This window comes from Cupriavidus phytorum, assembly GCF_003254285.1.
GTDB classification, from domain to species: domain Bacteria; phylum Pseudomonadota; class Gammaproteobacteria; order Burkholderiales; family Burkholderiaceae; genus Cupriavidus; species Cupriavidus phytorum.
Window position 1 is genome coordinate 1 of sequence record NZ_QKZN01000020.1, and the last position, 16351, is coordinate 16351.

At 69.0% G+C, this 16351-nt stretch carries 14 protein-coding genes; 4 read left to right on the plus strand and 10 right to left on the minus strand.

The features are described 5' to 3' along the window. The first annotated feature begins 798 nt into the window (after positions 1–798). Together C7416_RS27665 and C7416_RS27670 are read left to right on the plus strand one after the other, a co-directional pair. Positions 799–1935, plus strand: coding sequence for an FAD-dependent monooxygenase (locus C7416_RS27665; RefSeq protein WP_111521823.1), 1137 nt, complete (start codon positions 799–801; stop codon positions 1933–1935). Positions 1936–2006: 71 nt separating this feature from the next. Next, the gene (locus C7416_RS27670; RefSeq protein WP_111521824.1) at positions 2007–2852 is read left to right on the plus strand and encodes an IclR family transcriptional regulator; all 846 of its coding nucleotides are present in this window, start codon (positions 2007–2009) and stop codon (positions 2850–2852) included. Here C7416_RS27670 and C7416_RS27675 read toward each other — a convergent pair. The 7 genes from C7416_RS27675 to C7416_RS27705 all read right to left on the minus strand — a co-directional run bounded on the left by C7416_RS27675 (position 2839) and on the right by C7416_RS27705 (position 10307). Continuing rightward, a complete protein-coding gene (locus C7416_RS27675; protein WP_111521825.1) occupies positions 2839–3855 on the minus strand; it encodes a tripartite tricarboxylate transporter substrate binding protein in 1017 nt (338 codons plus the stop codon). The two genes, C7416_RS27670 and C7416_RS27675, sit on opposite strands and share 14 nt — an antisense overlap. Before the next feature lie 35 nt (positions 3856–3890). Further along, entirely contained in the window at positions 3891–4754 is an 864-nt protein-coding gene (locus C7416_RS27680) for an IclR family transcriptional regulator (RefSeq protein ID WP_111521826.1), read from the minus strand. A 111-nt stretch (positions 4755–4865) separates the two neighbouring features. Continuing rightward, positions 4866–5606, minus strand: coding sequence for an SRPBCC family protein (locus C7416_RS27685; RefSeq protein WP_111521827.1), 741 nt, complete (start codon positions 5604–5606; stop codon positions 4866–4868). Next, on the minus strand, positions 5596–6072 hold the full coding sequence (locus tag C7416_RS27690) for a (2Fe-2S)-binding protein (protein WP_111521828.1): 477 nt from the start codon (positions 6070–6072) through the stop codon (positions 5596–5598). The genes C7416_RS27685 and C7416_RS27690 overlap by 11 nt, the downstream gene beginning before the upstream one ends. An 11-nt stretch (positions 6073–6083) precedes the next feature. Beyond that, positions 6084–6950, minus strand: coding sequence for an FAD binding domain-containing protein (locus C7416_RS27695; protein ID WP_111521829.1), 867 nt, complete (start codon positions 6948–6950; stop codon positions 6084–6086). Beyond that, positions 6943–9234: a xanthine dehydrogenase family protein molybdopterin-binding subunit gene (locus C7416_RS27700; RefSeq protein WP_111521864.1), complete on the minus strand. Its 2292-nt coding sequence runs from the start codon at positions 9232–9234 to the stop codon at positions 6943–6945. The genes C7416_RS27695 and C7416_RS27700 overlap by 8 nt, the downstream gene beginning before the upstream one ends. A 77-nt stretch (positions 9235–9311) precedes the next feature. Then, entirely contained in the window at positions 9312–10307 is a 996-nt protein-coding gene (locus C7416_RS27705) for a Bug family tripartite tricarboxylate transporter substrate binding protein (RefSeq protein WP_111521830.1), read from the minus strand. A gap of 322 nt (positions 10308–10629) precedes the next feature. Between C7416_RS27705 and C7416_RS27710 the strand changes: the two genes are divergently transcribed. Continuing rightward, a complete protein-coding gene (locus C7416_RS27710) occupies positions 10630–11157 on the plus strand; it encodes a MarR family winged helix-turn-helix transcriptional regulator (protein ID WP_111521831.1) in 528 nt (175 codons plus the stop codon). A gap of 216 nt (positions 11158–11373) precedes the next feature. Further along, positions 11374–12615, plus strand: coding sequence for an ABC transporter substrate-binding protein (locus C7416_RS27715; protein WP_111521832.1), 1242 nt, complete (start codon positions 11374–11376; stop codon positions 12613–12615). A gap of 73 nt (positions 12616–12688) precedes the next feature. Here the strand turns inward: C7416_RS27715 and C7416_RS27720 are convergent, their stop codons facing one another. From C7416_RS27720 to C7416_RS27730, 3 genes are all read right to left on the minus strand, one after another. Continuing rightward, positions 12689–14107, minus strand: coding sequence for an MFS transporter (locus C7416_RS27720; RefSeq protein WP_111521833.1), 1419 nt, complete (start codon positions 14105–14107; stop codon positions 12689–12691). Positions 14108–14382: 275 nt separating this feature from the next. Continuing rightward, positions 14383–15339, minus strand: a complete 957-nt coding sequence (locus C7416_RS27725; protein ID WP_111521834.1) for a PDR/VanB family oxidoreductase — start codon at positions 15337–15339, stop codon at positions 14383–14385. A 27-nt stretch (positions 15340–15366) separates the two neighbouring features. Then, positions 15367–16341: a VOC family protein gene (locus C7416_RS27730; protein WP_111521835.1), complete on the minus strand. Its 975-nt coding sequence runs from the start codon at positions 16339–16341 to the stop codon at positions 15367–15369. Positions 16342–16351: the final 10 nt, after the last annotated feature.

Sequence of the window (16351 nt, forward strand, 5' to 3'; positions counted from 1 at the left end):
TGGTCTTCTTGAACCCCGAACGAGCTGAGCAGGAAGCTACCGGGCACCGGAAAGCAGCATAACGGCGGACGCGACAACTACCTTGACACACACCGGAGCGACAGAAAGTAACCAAAGAACGCGTCGCCTAAGCGGCTGGCTAAGGCGGCGTTGGTGGTTCGAACGGCGGTGACTTGCGGTCGTGCTGGTGGTGGTTCGACCCTGCTGACGCTACCGGGAGGTGCCTGGCGTTCGGGGTCGGATGGACGAACCCGACTTTAGGTCGGTGGCAGCCTGCTAAGCACGTTATTGGTGGGACGCCTTCGGCTGCGCTGCGCGCGCTCACTATCTCAGGTCTGCTGCTCTGGCACGGAGTGCGTCGCTGCGCTCGCACGCGTTGTCGCGGGCGAACCCAAAGGATTTCCGCCCCACGCTGGTTTGCTCCCCTCTCCCGCGCGCGGGAGAGGGGCGGGGGAGAGGGCGGGAGCCTCAACGAAGTCGGGCCCATGCAGGTCGGTGACCCAGGCAATCTGGCGATACCGCATCAACGCCTTTGCCTGCTCTACGCGCAAACACCCAAAGATCGTCAGCGCATATTTAGCCTGCACAGCAGCCGCAGGCCTTAGCAGGCTCGGCCAAAACGTGACTCGCAGGCTACTCCGGCGAAACAGCCGCGCCTGCAAGCACGATAGCTCTGCAGCAATTCTCCAAGTCTCCCTAAGGGTTCCACCTTAATTGACGCGCCTCCCCTTCCCTCATATATTTTTATGAACATCTAGTTCATTTTTGAACACAACTACCATCACTCAACTGGAACCCATGCCTCTCAAAATCGGAATCAACGGCGCCGGCATCGGCGGCCTGGCCGCGGCCATCGCGCTGCGCAAGCTCGGCATGGAAGCCGTGGTCTACGAGCAGGCGCCCCGCTTTGCCCGCGTCGGCGCCGACATCAACCTGACGCCCAACGCGGTACGCGCCCTGGACGGGCTTGGCGTGGGCGAGGCCCTGCGTGAAACCGCCGCGCGCCCCAGCCACCGCATCAGCCGCACGTGGGACACCGGCGCCGAAACCTCGCGCCTGCCGATGCAGGAAGAGGCCGAGCAGCGCTACGGCGCGCCCCAGTTGACCATGCACCGCGCCGACCTGATGGCGGCGCTGGAAGCCGCGGTGCCTGACACATGCGTGCGGCTCGGCCACAAGGCCGTGGCGATCGAGACCCGCGCCGATGGCGCGACGCTGCGCTTTGCCAACGGCGCGCAGGAAGATGTCGACGTGCTGGTCGGTGCCGACGGCATCCACTCCACCGTGCGCACCGCGCTGTTCGGTCAGGAGAGCCCGATCTTCACCGGCGTGGTTGCGTATCGCGCGGTGGTGCCGGCCGAGCGCCTGGCCGGCGTGCCCAACCTGGGCGCCTTCACCAAATGGTGGGGCCCGGACGCGGCCACGCAGATCGTGACCTTTCCGCTCAACCGCGGCCGTGACATCTTTATCTTCGCCACGGTCGCGCAGGAAGCCTGGCGCCATGAGTCGTGGACCACGCCGGGCCGCGTGGAAGACCTGCGCAGCGCCTATGCCGGCTTCCACCCCGAGGCACGCGCGCTGCTCGACGCCTGCGACGACGTGCTGATCTCCGCGCTGTACGTGCGCGATCCGCTGCCGGCCTGGTCGGCGGGCCCGGTCACGCTGATGGGCGATGCCTGCCATCCGATGATGCCGTTCATGGCGCAGGGCGCGGGCATGGCGATCGAGGACGGAGTGGTGCTGGCGCGCTGCCTGGCCGATGCCGCAGGCGACGGCGCCGCCGGCGTGCCGGCCGCGCTGGCGCGCTACCAGGCCGCGCGCCACGCGCGCACCAGCCGCATCCAGGTCGGCTCGCGCAGCAATGCCTGGCTCAAGGAAGGCGGCAATGCCGACTGGGTGTACGATTACGACGCCTGGAACGTCGCGCTCGGCTGAAACCGCCGGCCCGCGTTCTGCGTCAGCACGGCCGCCTGCGCGGCCGTTTTCCATGGACAGTCCACGCCAACATGCCCAAGTCCCGCCTGCCGACCGAACCTGATCTCGATGACGGCGCTGCACCGGATGATGCCCGCGAGGCGCAGCTGGTGTCCCCAGTCATCCGCGGCCTGCGCCTGCTGCGCTTTATCGCCGAAGGCGGCGCCACCGCCAACCTGAGCGAGGTGGGCCGCCGCATCGACGTAAACCGGGTCACGGTGATGCGCCTGCTCGATACGCTGGAGCATGAAGGCATGGTCGAACGGCTGCCCCAGGGCGGCCACCAGGTCGGCTTCAATTTCCTGAAGCTGGCGTCGCGCGTGCTGGCCTCCAACGACCTGACCAGTTTTGCCGGGCGCGTGCTGGCCCGGCTCAGTGCCTCGCTGCAGCTGTCGGCCTACCTGGCGGTGCGGGATGGCGGCGATGCGCTCTACCTGCTGCGCCAGATGCCGGCAGCGGCGCTGGTCAGCAATATCCAGGTGGGCAGCCGCGTTGCCGCGCACCTGACCACGCCGGGCCGGATGCTGATCGCAGAGCTTCCGCCCGAGACGCTGCGCGAATTGCTGGGGCCCGATCCACTGCCGGCGGCTACCGGCCAGAGCCCGGCCACCCACGCGCGCCTGGCCGAGATCCTGGCCGCCGACCGCGAGCGCGGCTGCGCCTGGAGCTTCTCTGCCTACGAACCCGGCATCGATGCCTGCGCGGCACCGGTGCGCGGCCCCGACGGCGCGGTGATTGCCGCCATCAGCGTGGCCGGGCCGCAGCAGCGCTTCGAGGCCGACGGTACGCTGCGCGAGCGCGTGCAGAAGGAAGTCCGGCTGGCGGCGCGCGACCTGTCCGGACTGATGGGCTATCGGGGCGACGCTACTCCGCGGTAATGCCGTATTGCCGGATCACCTTTGCCCACGTCGCGGTTTCCTCGCGGATACGCTGAGCGAGCGCCTGCGGCGTGCTGCCCACCGGCTCCATGCCCTGGCGCTGCAGCTCGGCCCGCACCGCGGGCGTGGCCAGCAGCGCCCGCACGTCGGCGCCGAGCGCATCGGCCGCGGGCTGCGGCGTGGCTTTCGGCACCAGCAGCGCGTACCACGAACTGACATCGATGCCGGACACGCCCTGCTCGGCCAGCGACGGTACGTCGGGCGCGGCCGGCGAACGTTTCGGCTGCGTCACCGCCAGCGCGCGCAGCGCGCCGGTCCGGATGAACGGCGCCAGCGTCGGCCAGGTGCCGAACAGCAGCGGCACCTGCCCGCCCACCACGTCATTGAGCGCCTGCGTGGTGCCCTTGTACGGCACGTGCAGCAGCGCGATGCCGGCCTGGTGGCGGAACAGTTCGCCGGCCAGGTGCAGGCCGCTGCCGACGCCCGGGCTGGCATAGCCCAGCGGCTTGCCGGACTGGTCGGCCTGCCGCGCCAGCCGGATCAGGTCCTGCACCGAACTGGCCTGCACCGACGGATGCACCGCCAGCACGTTGGGCGAGCCCGCCAGCAGCGACACCGGCCGGAAGTCGCGCTCGACGTTGTAGGCCAGCGCCGGCATCAGCGTCGGGTTGATGGTCAGGTTGCCGGCGGGAGCCACCAGCAGGGTGCAGCCATCGCCCGGCGCGCGCCGCACCGCGTCGATGCCGATATTGCCGTTGGCGCCGGGCTTGTTGTCGACCACAAAGGGCGTGCCGCGCCGCTGCTGCAGCCCGTGGGCCAGCGTGCGCGCGAGCTGGTCCGCGGGCCCGCCCGCCGGAAACGGCACCACGATGCGCACACTGGCGCAGGCCGCCGCTTGCACCGCCTGCCAGGGCAGGCATGCCGCCAGCGCCGCGGCCACCGCCGTGCCCGCCAGCCATCGCCGGCGCCGCGGCGCCGCCTTTCGTTGCTTGCATTGCTGCATCTTGCTTTCCCCTGGTGGCGGGCGGCACCGTGCCGTCAGGCAAACGGCCTGGGCACCTCGGGCCGGTAGTCGAGCAGCCGCGACAGCTCCGCCGCGGCGCGCCGCACCTGCTCCACCATGTTGTCGAGCTGGTCCGGGTCGATGCGCGCGGCCGGGATGGTGGCGCCCAGCGCCGCCGTCACCTTGCCGCTGCGGTCGCGCACCGGCGCCGCGATGGTGGAGATGCTGGCCTCGAAGAAGCCTTCGTGCAGCACATAGCCGCGCTGGCGGTCGCGCTGGACCATCTCGTACAGCTCTTCGACCGTGCGCGGCGTGCTTTCGGAATAGACTTCCAGCCGCTCTTCCGGATAGAGCGCGCGCAGCTCGGCCAGCGACAGGTCTTCGAGCAGCACGCGCCCCAGCACCGTGGCATGCGCCGGCAGCCGGGTGCCGACATTGACGGTGCTGGCAAACGGGCGCGACGCCACCGACTTGGCCACATAGACGATGGAGCGGCCGTCGCGCACCACCAGGTTGCACGGGTAGTGGATCTCGTCGCGCAGCCGGTCCAGCAGCGGGCGGCCCAGCTCGGTCAGCTCCAGCGAGGCCAGGTAATCGAAGCCGAGGCGCAGCACCGCCATGCCCAGCCGGAACTCGCGCCCGCCGTCGGTGCGCTCGACGAAGCCCATCATTTCCAGCGTGGCCAGCAGCCGGAACACGGTCGAGCGCGGCACCTTGAGCCGGCGGGCCAGCTCGGCGGCCGACAGGGTGCGCTCGCGGCTGCTGAATTCGCCCAGCAGGCGCAGGCCCCGCTCCAGCCCCGGCACGATGTACTTGTCCTGCGCGCTTTCCGGAGTACCCTCCTGCGCACCCTCCTGGCCGCCTTCCTGCGTGTCTTCCTGCGGCGAATCGGTCGTCATGGTCTGTCTCTGCAATAGTCGGTCTTGGCGCAACGCTCTCATATATCACGCCCGCACCCGATAGGGTACCCGTATTGCGGACAGTCCCCGCTGCCAGGGCCGCCGACGCCGCTATGCGCCAGGGCGCAGGTAGTCGCGCAGCCACGCCGCGCACTGCTCGCCATGCGCCGCGGGCCAGCGCACCACGATGGTCTCGTCGGGGCGGCGCAGCTCGATGCAGATCTCGGCATGCGGCCCGCGCGCGGCGCTGCCGCGGCCGAACAGCCGCGCCAACAGTCCGGACGGAGCCGGCGCAACGGGCCGCGCCGGCAGCACCGCATGGCCGTTGGTTGCCGAGGGCGGCGCGACGGCGGCAGGCTGCGTCGCCGCCGCTTGCTGCGCCGGCTCGGGCGCAGCCTGCCCGTCCTGCGGCGACAGCCGCGCCAGCAGGTTGGCGCCGAACTCGTCCCACATGCGGTCGGCCTTGGTCTTCATCACGCTCAGGCCGAAGGTGCCGAGCCGTCCCAGCACATCGACCTGCACCTTGATGCGCAGCTGCGTGCCGCCGTGGTCCAGCGGCGTCAGGAACAACTCGCTCGACTGCCGCAGCGAGCTGGCCACCGAAGCGTCCTCGCCAGTGCCCTCGGTGCGCAGGTAATGGGGCGCGCGGGTCTCGACGATCTTCGTATGCAGCCGGAAGCGCGCGTTGATAAAGGCGATCTTTACCGCCATGTGCGCGATGTACTCCACATCGCTGAGCACTTCGATCGATTCCATGCCGGGCACGCACGCGCCCATCACATTGGGGTCGAGCAGCAGCTCCCACACGCGAGCCGGCGGCGCCGCGGTGACCAGGGTCTTTTCAATTTCCACGCATTGCCTCCGCGGCGGACAGGACCGATTCGACGATGCCGACATAGCCGGTGCAACGGCACAGGTTGCCGTTCAGGCCATGGCGAACTTCTTCTTCGGTCGGATTGGGATTGTTGGCGAGCAGCGCGCACGCCGCCATCAGGAAGCCCGGCGTGCAATAGCCGCACTGCAGGCCGCCGTGCTCCATGAAGCTTTGCTGCAGCGGATGCAGCTGGCCGTCGGCGGCCAGGCCTTCCACCGTCATCACATGACGGCCGCGCACCTGCACCGCGAGCATCAGGCAGGACTTGACCACCTCGCCGTCGACCAGCACCGAGCACGCGCCGCAGATGCCGGTCTCGCAGCCGCGCTTGGTGCCGGTCAGGTTCAGGTCGTCGCGCAGCAGGTCGGCAAGCAGGCGCCGCGCCGGCACCTGCACCTGGTGTTCTTCACCGTTGACGGTGACTTCGATGCTGACTGGATTCATGGGTAGGCTCCTTACTCCGATGCCACGCCGAACAAGGCGGCAATGGTGCGGCGCGCGACCACGCGCACCATCTCGCGGCGGTAGCCCTCGGCCCCGCGCGCGTCCGACACGGCGTTGATGTCCTCGGCGACGATGGCAGCGGCTTGCGCGGCCAGTTCCGTCGTCACCGCCTGGCCCGCCAGCAGCGCCTCGGCGCGCCGCAGCCGGCATGGCACCGGCGTCGATGCGCCCACCGCCAGGCGGGCCTCGATACAGAACGCGCCCTCGCGCCGCACCGCCAGCGCCACGCTGGCCAGCGGGCGGTGCTCGGCTGCCGTGCGCAGGAAGCGCGCATAGTGGCCGTCGGCGCCGGCAGCTGGCGCGGGCACGCGGATCTGCGTGACGATTTCGTCCGGCGCCAGCGCCGTGACGTAGTAGTCGACCAGGAAGTCCTCGATGTCGATCACGCGCTCGCCGCCGCGGCCACTGACCACGATCTGCGCGCCCAGCGCCATCAGGCAGCCCGGCGGATCGGTGGCCGGATCGGCATAGCAGAGGTTGCCGCCCAGGGTGCCCTGGTTGCGCACCTGCGGATTGGCGACGCGCGCGGCCATGCTGGCCAGCATCGGATAGTGCGCCTGCACCAGCGGCGAGCGCGCGAGCTCGGCATGCAAGGTCAGCGCGCCGATGCGCAGGCCTTCGCGCGCATCGAAGCTGATGCCGCGCAGCGCATCGAGCCGGCCCAGCGAGACCAGGTGGCTGGGCGCCAGCATGCGCTGGCGCATGCCCAGCATCAGCGCGGTGCCGCCGGCAAAGAGGCGGCAGCTGTCGCCGAGGTCGGCCAGCATGTGGCTGGCCTCGGCCACGGTGGCCGGCTCAAGGAACGCAAAGTCACGCACGGGCGGTCTCCTCCTCGTTTAGCGCGCGCAGGGCCGCCAGCACCTTCTCGGGCGTGATCGGCAGCGACTGGATGCGCACGCCGACCGCGTCGAACACGGCATTGGCGATCGCCGCCGCGCCCGGCAGGATTGCGGTCTCGCTGGCGCCCTTGGCGCCGTAGGGGCCGTTGGGGTCGTTCGATTCGACCACGTCGGTGCGCAGCATCGGCACCGCGTCGGCGGTGGGCATGGTGTAGTCGGCGAAGTTGCCGTTCATCAGGCGGCCGTCCTCGTATTGCAGTTGCTCGTACAGGGTCCAGCCGATCGCCTGCACGGTGGCGCCGTGGGTCTGGCCATGCACCGCGAGCGGGTTGATGGCCTTGCCGCAGTCGTCGGCGACAAAGCTGTCGATCACGGTGACCTGGCCGGTGCAGGTATCGACCTCCACTTCCACCGCCTGCGCCGCGAACGAATGCGCCGGGGCGACGTTGCCGTAGTAGTCGGCGTCGTGCATCACCGTGGGCGCGTCGTAAGTGGCGCGCACGTGGATGCCCTCGCCGCCGTGGCGGAAGATATGCAGGCGCGCGATCTCGGCCAGCGTGGCGGACTTGTCGGGCTGGTCCGGCACCGCGATGCGGCCATCGGCGATTACCAGTTGCCGCGCCTCCACGCCGAGCTTTTCCGCCGCCAGCGCCGCCAGCTTGTGCCGCGCCTCGCGCGCTGCGCGCAGCACCGCGTTGCCGGAGATGATGGTCACGCGCGATGCCAGCGAGCCCAGGCAGAACGGCGCGGTATCGGTATCCGGCGCCATCACGGTAACGTGCGACAGCGGGATCCCCAGCTCCTGCGCGCAGATCTGGCTGAGCATGGTGTTGGCGCCCTGCCCCATGTCGCACTCGCTGGTCTGCAGCATCACGCGCCCGTCCTCGTTCATCTTGAGCAGGATGGTCGAGCCGTCCCAGTTGCCCAGCGTGCGGTTGCCGCTGACGTGCATCGCCGCGGCAATGCCGAGGCCGCGCCGGCGCGTGCCGGTGCCGCGCGGCGCGGCGCGCTTGTCGTCCCAGCCGATGGCGCGGCGCGTCATGTCCAGGCACTCGGCCATGCCGGTGCTGCTGATCTTCCAGCCATGCACGCTGGTCTCGCCGGCGCCGATCGCATTGCGCTTGTGCACTTCGATCGGGTCGATGCCGAGCATGCCGGCCAGCACCGTCAGGTGGCAGTTCAGCGGAAACTGCATCTGCTGCCCGCCGAAGCCGCGGAAGGCACCGCGCGGCGGGTTGTTGGTATAGGCCAGCACCGCGTGAGAGCGCACGTTGTGCACGCGGTGCATGTTGTCGCTGCGCATGGCGGTGACGTGCATCACATCGCCGGCCAGCCCGGAATAGGCGCCGCACTCGGCCGTGATGCGCACGTCCTTGGCCAGGATCACGCCGTCGGCGTCAACGCCCAGGCGCAGCCAGACCTGCATCGGCACGCTGGCGCGCGCGCCCTGGAAGTCTTCCAGCCGGTTGTTGACCAGCCGCACCGGGCGCTCCAGCCGACTCGCCAGGAAGGCGCAGATCAGGCTGTTGTTCTCTTCGACGATCTTGGCGCCGAAGCCGCCGCCGGTGGTGGCCTGCACCACGCGGATGGTCGAGACCGGACGGTCCAGCGCCTCGGCCAGCCGCGCGCGCGCCAGGAACACCGACTGCGTCGACGCCCACACCGTGAGCCGTCCGTTGCCGTCCTGCGCCGCGACCGAGGCCATCGGCTCGAGGTAGCCGGGATACTGCGAATGCATCTCGTAGGTGGCTTCATACACCGCGGCGCACGCCGCGAACGCGGCCTCGACATCGCCGCGCTCGATGCGCATTTCATGGCCGATATTGCGCGTGCCGGCATGGATCTCCGGCGCGCCCTCGGCCAGCGCCGCGGCCGGCGTCAGCAGCGCGGGCAGCGGCTCGTAGTCGACCCGGATCAGGTCGAGCGCGTCGCGCGCGATCTCCTCGCTGAGCGCCACTACCGCGGCCACCTCCTCGCCAACGTGTCGCACCACGCCGCAGGCCAGGACGCGCTGCTCCTTGCGGTGCGGGCCCCAGTGACGGGCGGGCACGTCGTAGCCCGTTACCACCAGCTTCACGCCGGGCAGCGCGCTGGCGGCGGCGGTGTCGATGCGCACGATGCGCGCGTGCGGGTGCGGGCTGCGCAGCACCTTGGCGTGCAGCATGCCGGGCAGCTTGATGTCGCCGGCATACTGTGCGCGCCCCATGACCTTTTCCCGCGCGGTCACCTGCGGCGTGGACGTTCCCACGATGGCCCTGCTCATGCCGGCCTCCTGTCTGTCGTTGTTGTTGTTTCCGGTTGCCGATGGCGTGGTGCCGGAAGGCGATGCGCCGGCGCGGCTCATTCCGCGGTGATCGCCAGCTCGCGGACCACCTTGCCCAGGCGCTCGTAGTCGGCCGCGTTGACTTTCTCCAGCGCGGCCGGCGCGCCGCCGACGGGGATGGCGCCGAAGGTGGCCATCTTGTCGGCCACCTCGGGCAGGCGCAGCACTTCGTTGAGCTGCTGGTTCAGTGTCCTGACGATCTCGGACGGCGTGCCTTTGGGCGCCATCACGCCGTGCCACGCGCCGACCACCACGTCCTTGTAGCCCAGCTCGGCCAGCGTCGGCACGTTGGGCAGCAGCGGCGAGCGCCGCGCATCGGTGATCGCCAGCGCAATCAGCCGGCCCGTATTGAGGTACTGCGCCACCGGCCCCAGCGTGACGTAGGCAAACGGCACGTGCCCCGCCACCACGTCGTTGACCGCGGGCGCCACGCCCTTGTAGGGCACGTGCTGGATCTTCACGCCGGCGGCGCGGTTCAGCATCTCGCCGGCGATATGCATCGGCGATCCCGCGCCCGGGCTGCCATAGGTCAGCGCCTTGCCGGCCCTGGCCGCGGCCACCATCTCGCCCACGGTCTTTACGCCCGCCTGCGGGTTGGCCACCAGCAGCACCGCCTGCACCGCAGTCTGGATCACCGGCGTAAAGCCGTGCAGCGGGTCATAGCTGGCCGACGGCGCCAGCTTCAATACCGTCGGCGCCAGCGTGAACGGGTTCGGCGTGTACAGCAGCGTGTAGCCGTCCGCCGGCGCGCGGCTGACGAATGCGGCGCCCACCACGCCGCCGGCGCCGGGACGGTTCTCGACGATGACCGGCTGCTTCAGGCGCGCCGACAGCTTGTCGGCGTAGAGCCGCGCCATGGCATCGGTATCGCCGCCGGGCGGATAGGCCACCACCATGGTCACGGTCTTGGCCGGATACGTGGGGGCAGCCACTACGCTGGCCGTGCTCAGGCCCAGCACGGCCGAGGCGGCAATAGCGACGGCAGCGGCGCGTCGGGGACGTTGTTGTCTCATCTACAGCTCCTGTGGGGGCGCATTCGCGACGCGGGAGTCAGCGGTTGTGCACATCGCGAAAACAGGGGTGGCTTGGGTACAACTCGGCTCGGTTGTTTTATTAATGAAACGCAAGTTCACAAGAGGAACACATCTATCGTAGGCGCTATAAGTTGACTACTCAACTTACGTGAATCACCAATTGACTGATCTGGTTTCTTGCGAATTTATTTGTGTTCATCCGGTTCGCCACAGGGTGGCGGCAATGGCAAGCGCCTGTGAGACAATCTGCCCCGCCAACCGGCCACGCATCCTGGCCGGCAGACCAGACCAAGAGGAACGCATGCCCCGTGATGCCGCGCCCGCCCATGGCACGCCCGCGCCCACCCCTGCCCCCGCCGCCAACGCCAGCCCGTGGACCGACCTCGACGAGGCCGGCAGCGGCCTGACCGTCGACAACTTCCTGACCACGATGCTGAGCCAGCTGGTGACCGCGCTGCGCAGCACGGTCACCAAGCCCTATGCGGAGCAGTTCGGCCTGACCGTGCCCGAATGGCGCATCCTGGCACTGCTGGCGCATGCGCGCGCGTTGCCGTTTGCCGAACTGGTGACCCAATCCACCTCGGACAAGGCGCTGGTCAGCCGCACCCTGCGGCTGCTGGAAGACCGCGGGCTGGTGCAGCTGACCTCCGCCGGCAATACCCCGCGCAAGAAGCTGCTGTGCGCCATCACCGAAGCCGGCATCGCGCTGCACGACCAGGTGATGCCGCTGGCGCGGCGCGGACAGGCCGAGGTAATCCGGCAGCTGTCGCCGCAAGAGCGCGAAGCGGTGTACCAGGGACTGCGCAAGCTGTTGCGCGCGCAGGCATAAAAAGAAGGCGCCGCGGCGAGTGCGGCCAGCTTTCCTCCCGCATGACTTCTCCACGCCCGGGCATGACGGCACCGGCCGGATCGCCTATAACGTCTGCTACCGGTTTCCTGCAAGGAAGACCGGACCCGGGCGACGAACGACGCGACCAGCCCTGGCCGCGACGCCGATCGCCACGGGCTGACCGGAATGAGAAATCACTACACGGGAGGAGACACCATGACGCTTCGCCATTCGATCCGGCGCCGGGCCGCCGGCATGCTCGCTGTTGCCACGGCACTGGCCTGCGGCGCCGCGCAAGCCCAGCCCAGGGCCGCGATTTCCGATGACGTGGTCAAGCTCGGCATGCTGCTCGACATGAGCGGCCTGTACGCCGACGTCACCGGCCGCGGCAGCGCCACCGCGGCGCAGATGGCCATCGACGATTTCGGCGGCAAGGTGCTCGGCAAGAAAATCGAGCTGCTAGTGGTCGATCACCAGAACAAGGCCGATATCGCCGCCAACAAGGCGCGCGAGTGGTACGACACCGGCAATGTCGACGCCATCCTCGACGTGGCCGCGTCGGCGCCGGCGCTGGCGGTGCTGGAAGTGGCGAAGCAGAAAAACCGCATCGTGGTGTTCTCGGGGCCGGGCACCGAGCGCATCACCAACGACCTGTGCACGCCGGTGTCGGTGCACTACGCCTACGACACCTACGCGCTTGCCAACACCACTGCGCGCGCGACGGTGCAGCGCGGCGGCAAGAGCTGGTTCTTCCTGACCGCCGACTACGCCTTCGGGCACACGCTGCAGGACTCCGCCACCGCGGTCATCAACGAGACCGGCGGCAAGGTGGTGGGGGCCGCGCGCCACCCGATCGGCGCCAGCGACTTTGCCTCGTACCTGCTGCAGGCGCAGGCCAGCAAGGCGCAGATCGTCGGACTCGCCAACGCCGGCGGCGACGCCATCAACGCGATCAAGGCGGCATCGGAATTCGGCCTCACGCGCAACAACGCCCAGCGCATGGCGGGGCTGCTGCTGTATGTCAACGACATCCACGCCCTCGGGCTGAAGACCACGGCCGGCCTGCTGCTGACCGAAGGCTTCTACTGGGACATGAACGACGCCACCCGGGCGTGGTCGCGCCGCTATTTCGAGAAGCTGAAGAAGATGCCCAACATGAGCCAGGCCGGCGCGTATTCGTCAGTGATGCACTACCTGAAGGCGGTGCAGGCGGCGGGCACCGATGAGACCGCGGCGGTGATGAAGCAGATGAAAGCAATGCCGATCAACGACTTCTTCGCGAAGAACGGCCGCATCCGCGAGGACGGCCGCATGATCCACGACATGTACCTGTTCGAGGTGAAGACACCGGCCGAATCCAAATACCCGTGGGACTACTACAAGGTGGCGGCGACGGTACCCGGCGAGCAGGCTTTCATGCCGGCATCGAAATCTAAGTGCCCGCTGCTGCGGCACTGACAGCGTTGATCGGGGTGCCACGAGCCGCACTCCCCATGCGCTCCTGACGGAAGCAGCATGGGCACGCGCCCGCTCAGACCTCCAGCTCTTCCAGCACCCGTCCCTTGGTCTCGATGCCAAGGCAATGCACGGTGATGGCGGCCAGCGCCGGCACCACCGACAGCGCGAAGAACGCAAAGCTCAGGTCGCCGCTGCCGATGGTGCTGGCGATCAGCCCCGGCGCGAAGATCGCCGCCAGCTTCAGCCAGGCCCCGCCTAGGCCACAGCCCATGGCCCGCACGCTGGTCGGGTACAGCTCCGGCGTATAGACGTAGGCGGTGATGAAGCCGCTGGCGAGGAAGCCCATCGCCAGCGCGCAGAAGGTCGCGACCACGTACACGCTGGCGGCGTGGAACACCCCGGCCAGCACCAGCGACAGCGCGCACAGCAGGAACGACACATTGATCACCGGCTTGCGCCCGACCTTGTCGACGATCATGGCGCAGACCAGCGAGCCCACCACGCCCAGCACCGATGCCGCCGCGGCCAGGTTCAGCGCCAGCTGCAGCGGCGCGTGGTAGACGGTCTTGTAGACCGTGGGCAGCCAGGTCGACAGGCCGTACTGGATAAAGCCGCAGGTGGCCCACAGCATCCACACCGCCATGGTGCGCCCTACGTAGGCCTTGCTGACCAGGTCCCGCACGCGGCGGCGCGGGTGCTGGGTCATGCGGTCGTAGGCGCTGGCATTCTGCGGCGGCGGCAGCGGTCCTTTGGCGCGCGCCTCGAACGCGCGCAGCGCGGCGTCGGCTTCTTCCAGGCGGCCCTTCTCGGCCAGCCAGCGTGGCGATTCGGGGATCACGCGCTTCAGGAGGAAGAACAGCACCAGCGGGACGCCGCCGATGAAGTACATGACCTCCCAGCCATAGTGCGGCACCAGCCAGGCACCTACGCCGTTGGATACCATCAGGCCGATCGGGAACACCACCTCGTACAGCAGCACGAAGCGCCCGCGGCCGTGCGCGCGCGTGACTTCGTTGATATAGGTGGCGGCGACCGGCAGCTCGCCGCCGAGGCCCAGGCCCTGCACGATGCGCAGCAGCAGGAAAATCTCGAACGATGGCGCGAAGCCACAGGCAATGCTCATCAGGCCGATGATGCCCGCGCTCCAGCCGATCGAACGCAGGCGCCCGAAGCGCTCGGCCAACCCGGGGAACAGCAACGCCCCGACCAGCTGCCCGACCGACGGCGCCGCGATCAGGACCCCGATCTGCCCGGGCGTGAGTGACCACTGCGCGATCAGCAACGGCAGCGTGGCGGCGATGGCGATCACATCGAAGCCATCGAAGAAGGTGGCCAGCCCGATCAGCAGCCGGGCGCGCACATGCATGGCGTTGCCGGGCATGCGCTCGATGCGGGCGACGATATTGCCGCGCGTGAGCGGGCCGGTGCGGGCGCTGGCGGCGCTCTGGCCGGCACTGTCGGCCGTGGTCACGATACCTGCGGTGGCGGCCACCGGTGCGCCGGGGGACGCTGCGTCTTGTCTCTGGGTTAGCACGGGTACTTTTTGGGTTGAGTCTTTCGAATGGCTCCCCTCTCCCGCTTGCGGGAGAGGGGTTGGGGGAGAGGGCAGGCGGTTGCAGGCGGCAGATGCCTGGCTTGCCGATGGCCCTGGATGAGGAAGCCGGGACTCTGCATGCCGCAGGCTTCGGCCGGCGCTGGCCCTCTCCCCCGCCCCTCTCCCGCACGCGGGAGAGGGGAGCAAACACGCGCGGATCGAGCGTTTGTGGATTACAAATCCAGCACCAGCCTGCTGCCCTTGCACCCCGACACGCACACCATCATGGTCTTGTTGCTGGCGCGCTCGCTGTTGCTCAGCACACTGTCGCGGTGGTCCGGGCAGCCTTCCAGCACGGCGGTCTCGCACGAGCCGCACACGCCTTCGCGGCAGCTGTATTCGACCTCCACGCCGGAATCGAGCAGCGCGTCCAGCAGCGACTTGCCCGACGGCACCTTGACCAGGCTGCCGGTGCGCGACAGCTGCACCACGTACTCGCCTTCCTGCACCGCCTCGGTCGACGGGTCGGCGGCGAAGCGCTCGATATGGACGTTGGGGTAGGCATGCGCTTCGCATGCGGCCTCGAACGCGTTGAGCATCGGGCCGGGGCCGCAGCAGTAGAAATGCGTCTGCGCGTCCTGCCCTGCCAGCAGCGCTTTCAGGTCCGGCGGCGCGCCGGCTTCGTCGTCGAAGTGGAAGCGCACCGCGTCGCCGTACGCCGACAGCTGCTCGACGAAGGCCGCCTCGGCGCGCGAGCGGGCGCAGTAGATCAGCGTGAACGAGCGGCCCAGCTCGGCCAGCCGGCGCGCCATGCAGACGATCGGCGTGACGCCGATGCCGCCGGCCACCAGCACCGTATGCGCGGCGCTCTCGTCGAGCTCGAAGTTGTTGCGCGGCGCGCCCACGGTCAGCGTGGCGCCCACGCGCAGCTGCTCGTGCACGTAGCGCGAGCCGCCGCGGCTGCCGCGGTCCAGCAGCACGCCCACGGTGTAGCGGTTGCGCGTCTCGGGCGCGCCGCACAGCGAGTAGCTGCGCACCAGGCCGTTGCCCAGGTGCAGGTCGATATGGGCGCCCGGGCTATACTCGGGCAGGGTCTTCCCTTCGGGGTCTTGCAGTTCGATGCTGACCACGCCGCGCGCTTCGTAGCGCATGGCCTGGACCCGCAGGGTCAGGGACTGGTGGGCACTCATTGCTGCTTCCTTCTGTTGCGCTGCTGCTTACCGCTTCTCGGTCAGGAACTTGCCTGCCGGGCCGCCCGCGTCCTTCTGGCGGCGGGTGTTGCCGTCGATGCCGCCCTCGATCGCCCATTCGGCGAACATGGTCGGGCCCGGCTCGAAGGCGCGCGGCTCCCAGTGCTCGTCGAGCTGGTCTTCGTCGGCGTAGTACTCGATCAGGCCGCCGGCCGGGTTCTTGAAGTACCAGAAATAGGCCGAGGAAATCGGATGCCGGCCCGGCCCGAGCTGCGTGTCCCAGCCCTTGCGCGACACATGCATGCCGCCGCCGAAGACCTCGTGGATATCGCGCACGGTGAAGGCGACGTGGTTCAGGCCGCTCTTCGGTTCCGGCAGCTGCAGCAGGAACAGGTCGTGGTGGCCGCCGTCGGCGGTGCAGCGCAGGAACGCGCCGCGGTCCGGGTAGCGGTCGGACGGCACGAAGCCGAACTTCTCGACATAGAAGCGCTCCGTCGCCTTGACGTCCTTGACGAAGAACACCACGTGGCCGACTTCGATCGGCGTGGCGTGGTCGTAGATCGGGCTGCGCTGGTTCAGGCGCGGCTTTTCGTTCCAGGTGTTCATCAGCGCGCATTCGACCTGCACCTCGTGCTTGCGCGTGACCTGGAAGCGCACCGCGAGGCCGTTGGGGTCGGTACAGCCGAGGCGCAGCGTGTCGCCTTCGCCCTGTTTCACGAAGCCCGGCGCATCGGCGATCGCTTCGGCGAGCTGGTCGAGCGATGCCTGCGACTCGACGCCCCACACCACTTCGCGCAGCGTCGGTCCGGCCTCGATCGCCGGCGGCAGCGACGGATCGTCGATGCGGCGCACCAGCACGCGGCATCCATTCAGCGTTTCGAAGTCCAGCCCTTGCGCGTCGTCGCGCTTGATGGCCAGGCCCCAGTCGGTGAAGAAACCGCGGCAGGCGTCGAAGTCATCCGCGCCGTACACGATCTCGTCGATTCCCAATACCTTGATCATGGTTTTTCTC

Coding starts and splice junctions, on each gene's coding strand:
- C7416_RS27665 (WP_111521823.1), top strand. CDS start 799: ATGCCTCTCAAAATCGGAATCAACGGCGCCGGCATCGGCGGCCTGGCC.
- C7416_RS27670 (WP_111521824.1), top strand. CDS start 2,007: ATGCCCAAGTCCCGCCTGCCGACCGAACCTGATCTCGATGACGGCGCT.
- C7416_RS27675 (WP_111521825.1), bottom strand. CDS start 3,855: ATGCAGCAATGCAAGCAACGAAAGGCGGCGCCGCGGCGCCGGCGATGG.
- C7416_RS27680 (WP_111521826.1), bottom strand. CDS start 4,754: ATGACGACCGATTCGCCGCAGGAAGACACGCAGGAAGGCGGCCAGGAG.
- C7416_RS27690 (WP_111521828.1), bottom strand. CDS start 6,072: ATGAATCCAGTCAGCATCGAAGTCACCGTCAACGGTGAAGAACACCAG.
- C7416_RS27700 (WP_111521864.1), bottom strand. CDS start 9,234: ATGAGCAGGGCCATCGTGGGAACGTCCACGCCGCAGGTGACCGCGCGG.
- C7416_RS27705 (WP_111521830.1), bottom strand. CDS start 10,307: ATGAGACAACAACGTCCCCGACGCGCCGCTGCCGTCGCTATTGCCGCC.
- C7416_RS27710 (WP_111521831.1), top strand. CDS start 10,630: ATGCCCCGTGATGCCGCGCCCGCCCATGGCACGCCCGCGCCCACCCCT.
- C7416_RS27715 (WP_111521832.1), top strand. CDS start 11,374: ATGACGCTTCGCCATTCGATCCGGCGCCGGGCCGCCGGCATGCTCGCT.
- C7416_RS27725 (WP_111521834.1), bottom strand. CDS start 15,339: ATGAGTGCCCACCAGTCCCTGACCCTGCGGGTCCAGGCCATGCGCTAC.
- C7416_RS27730 (WP_111521835.1), bottom strand. CDS start 16,341: ATGATCAAGGTATTGGGAATCGACGAGATCGTGTACGGCGCGGATGAC.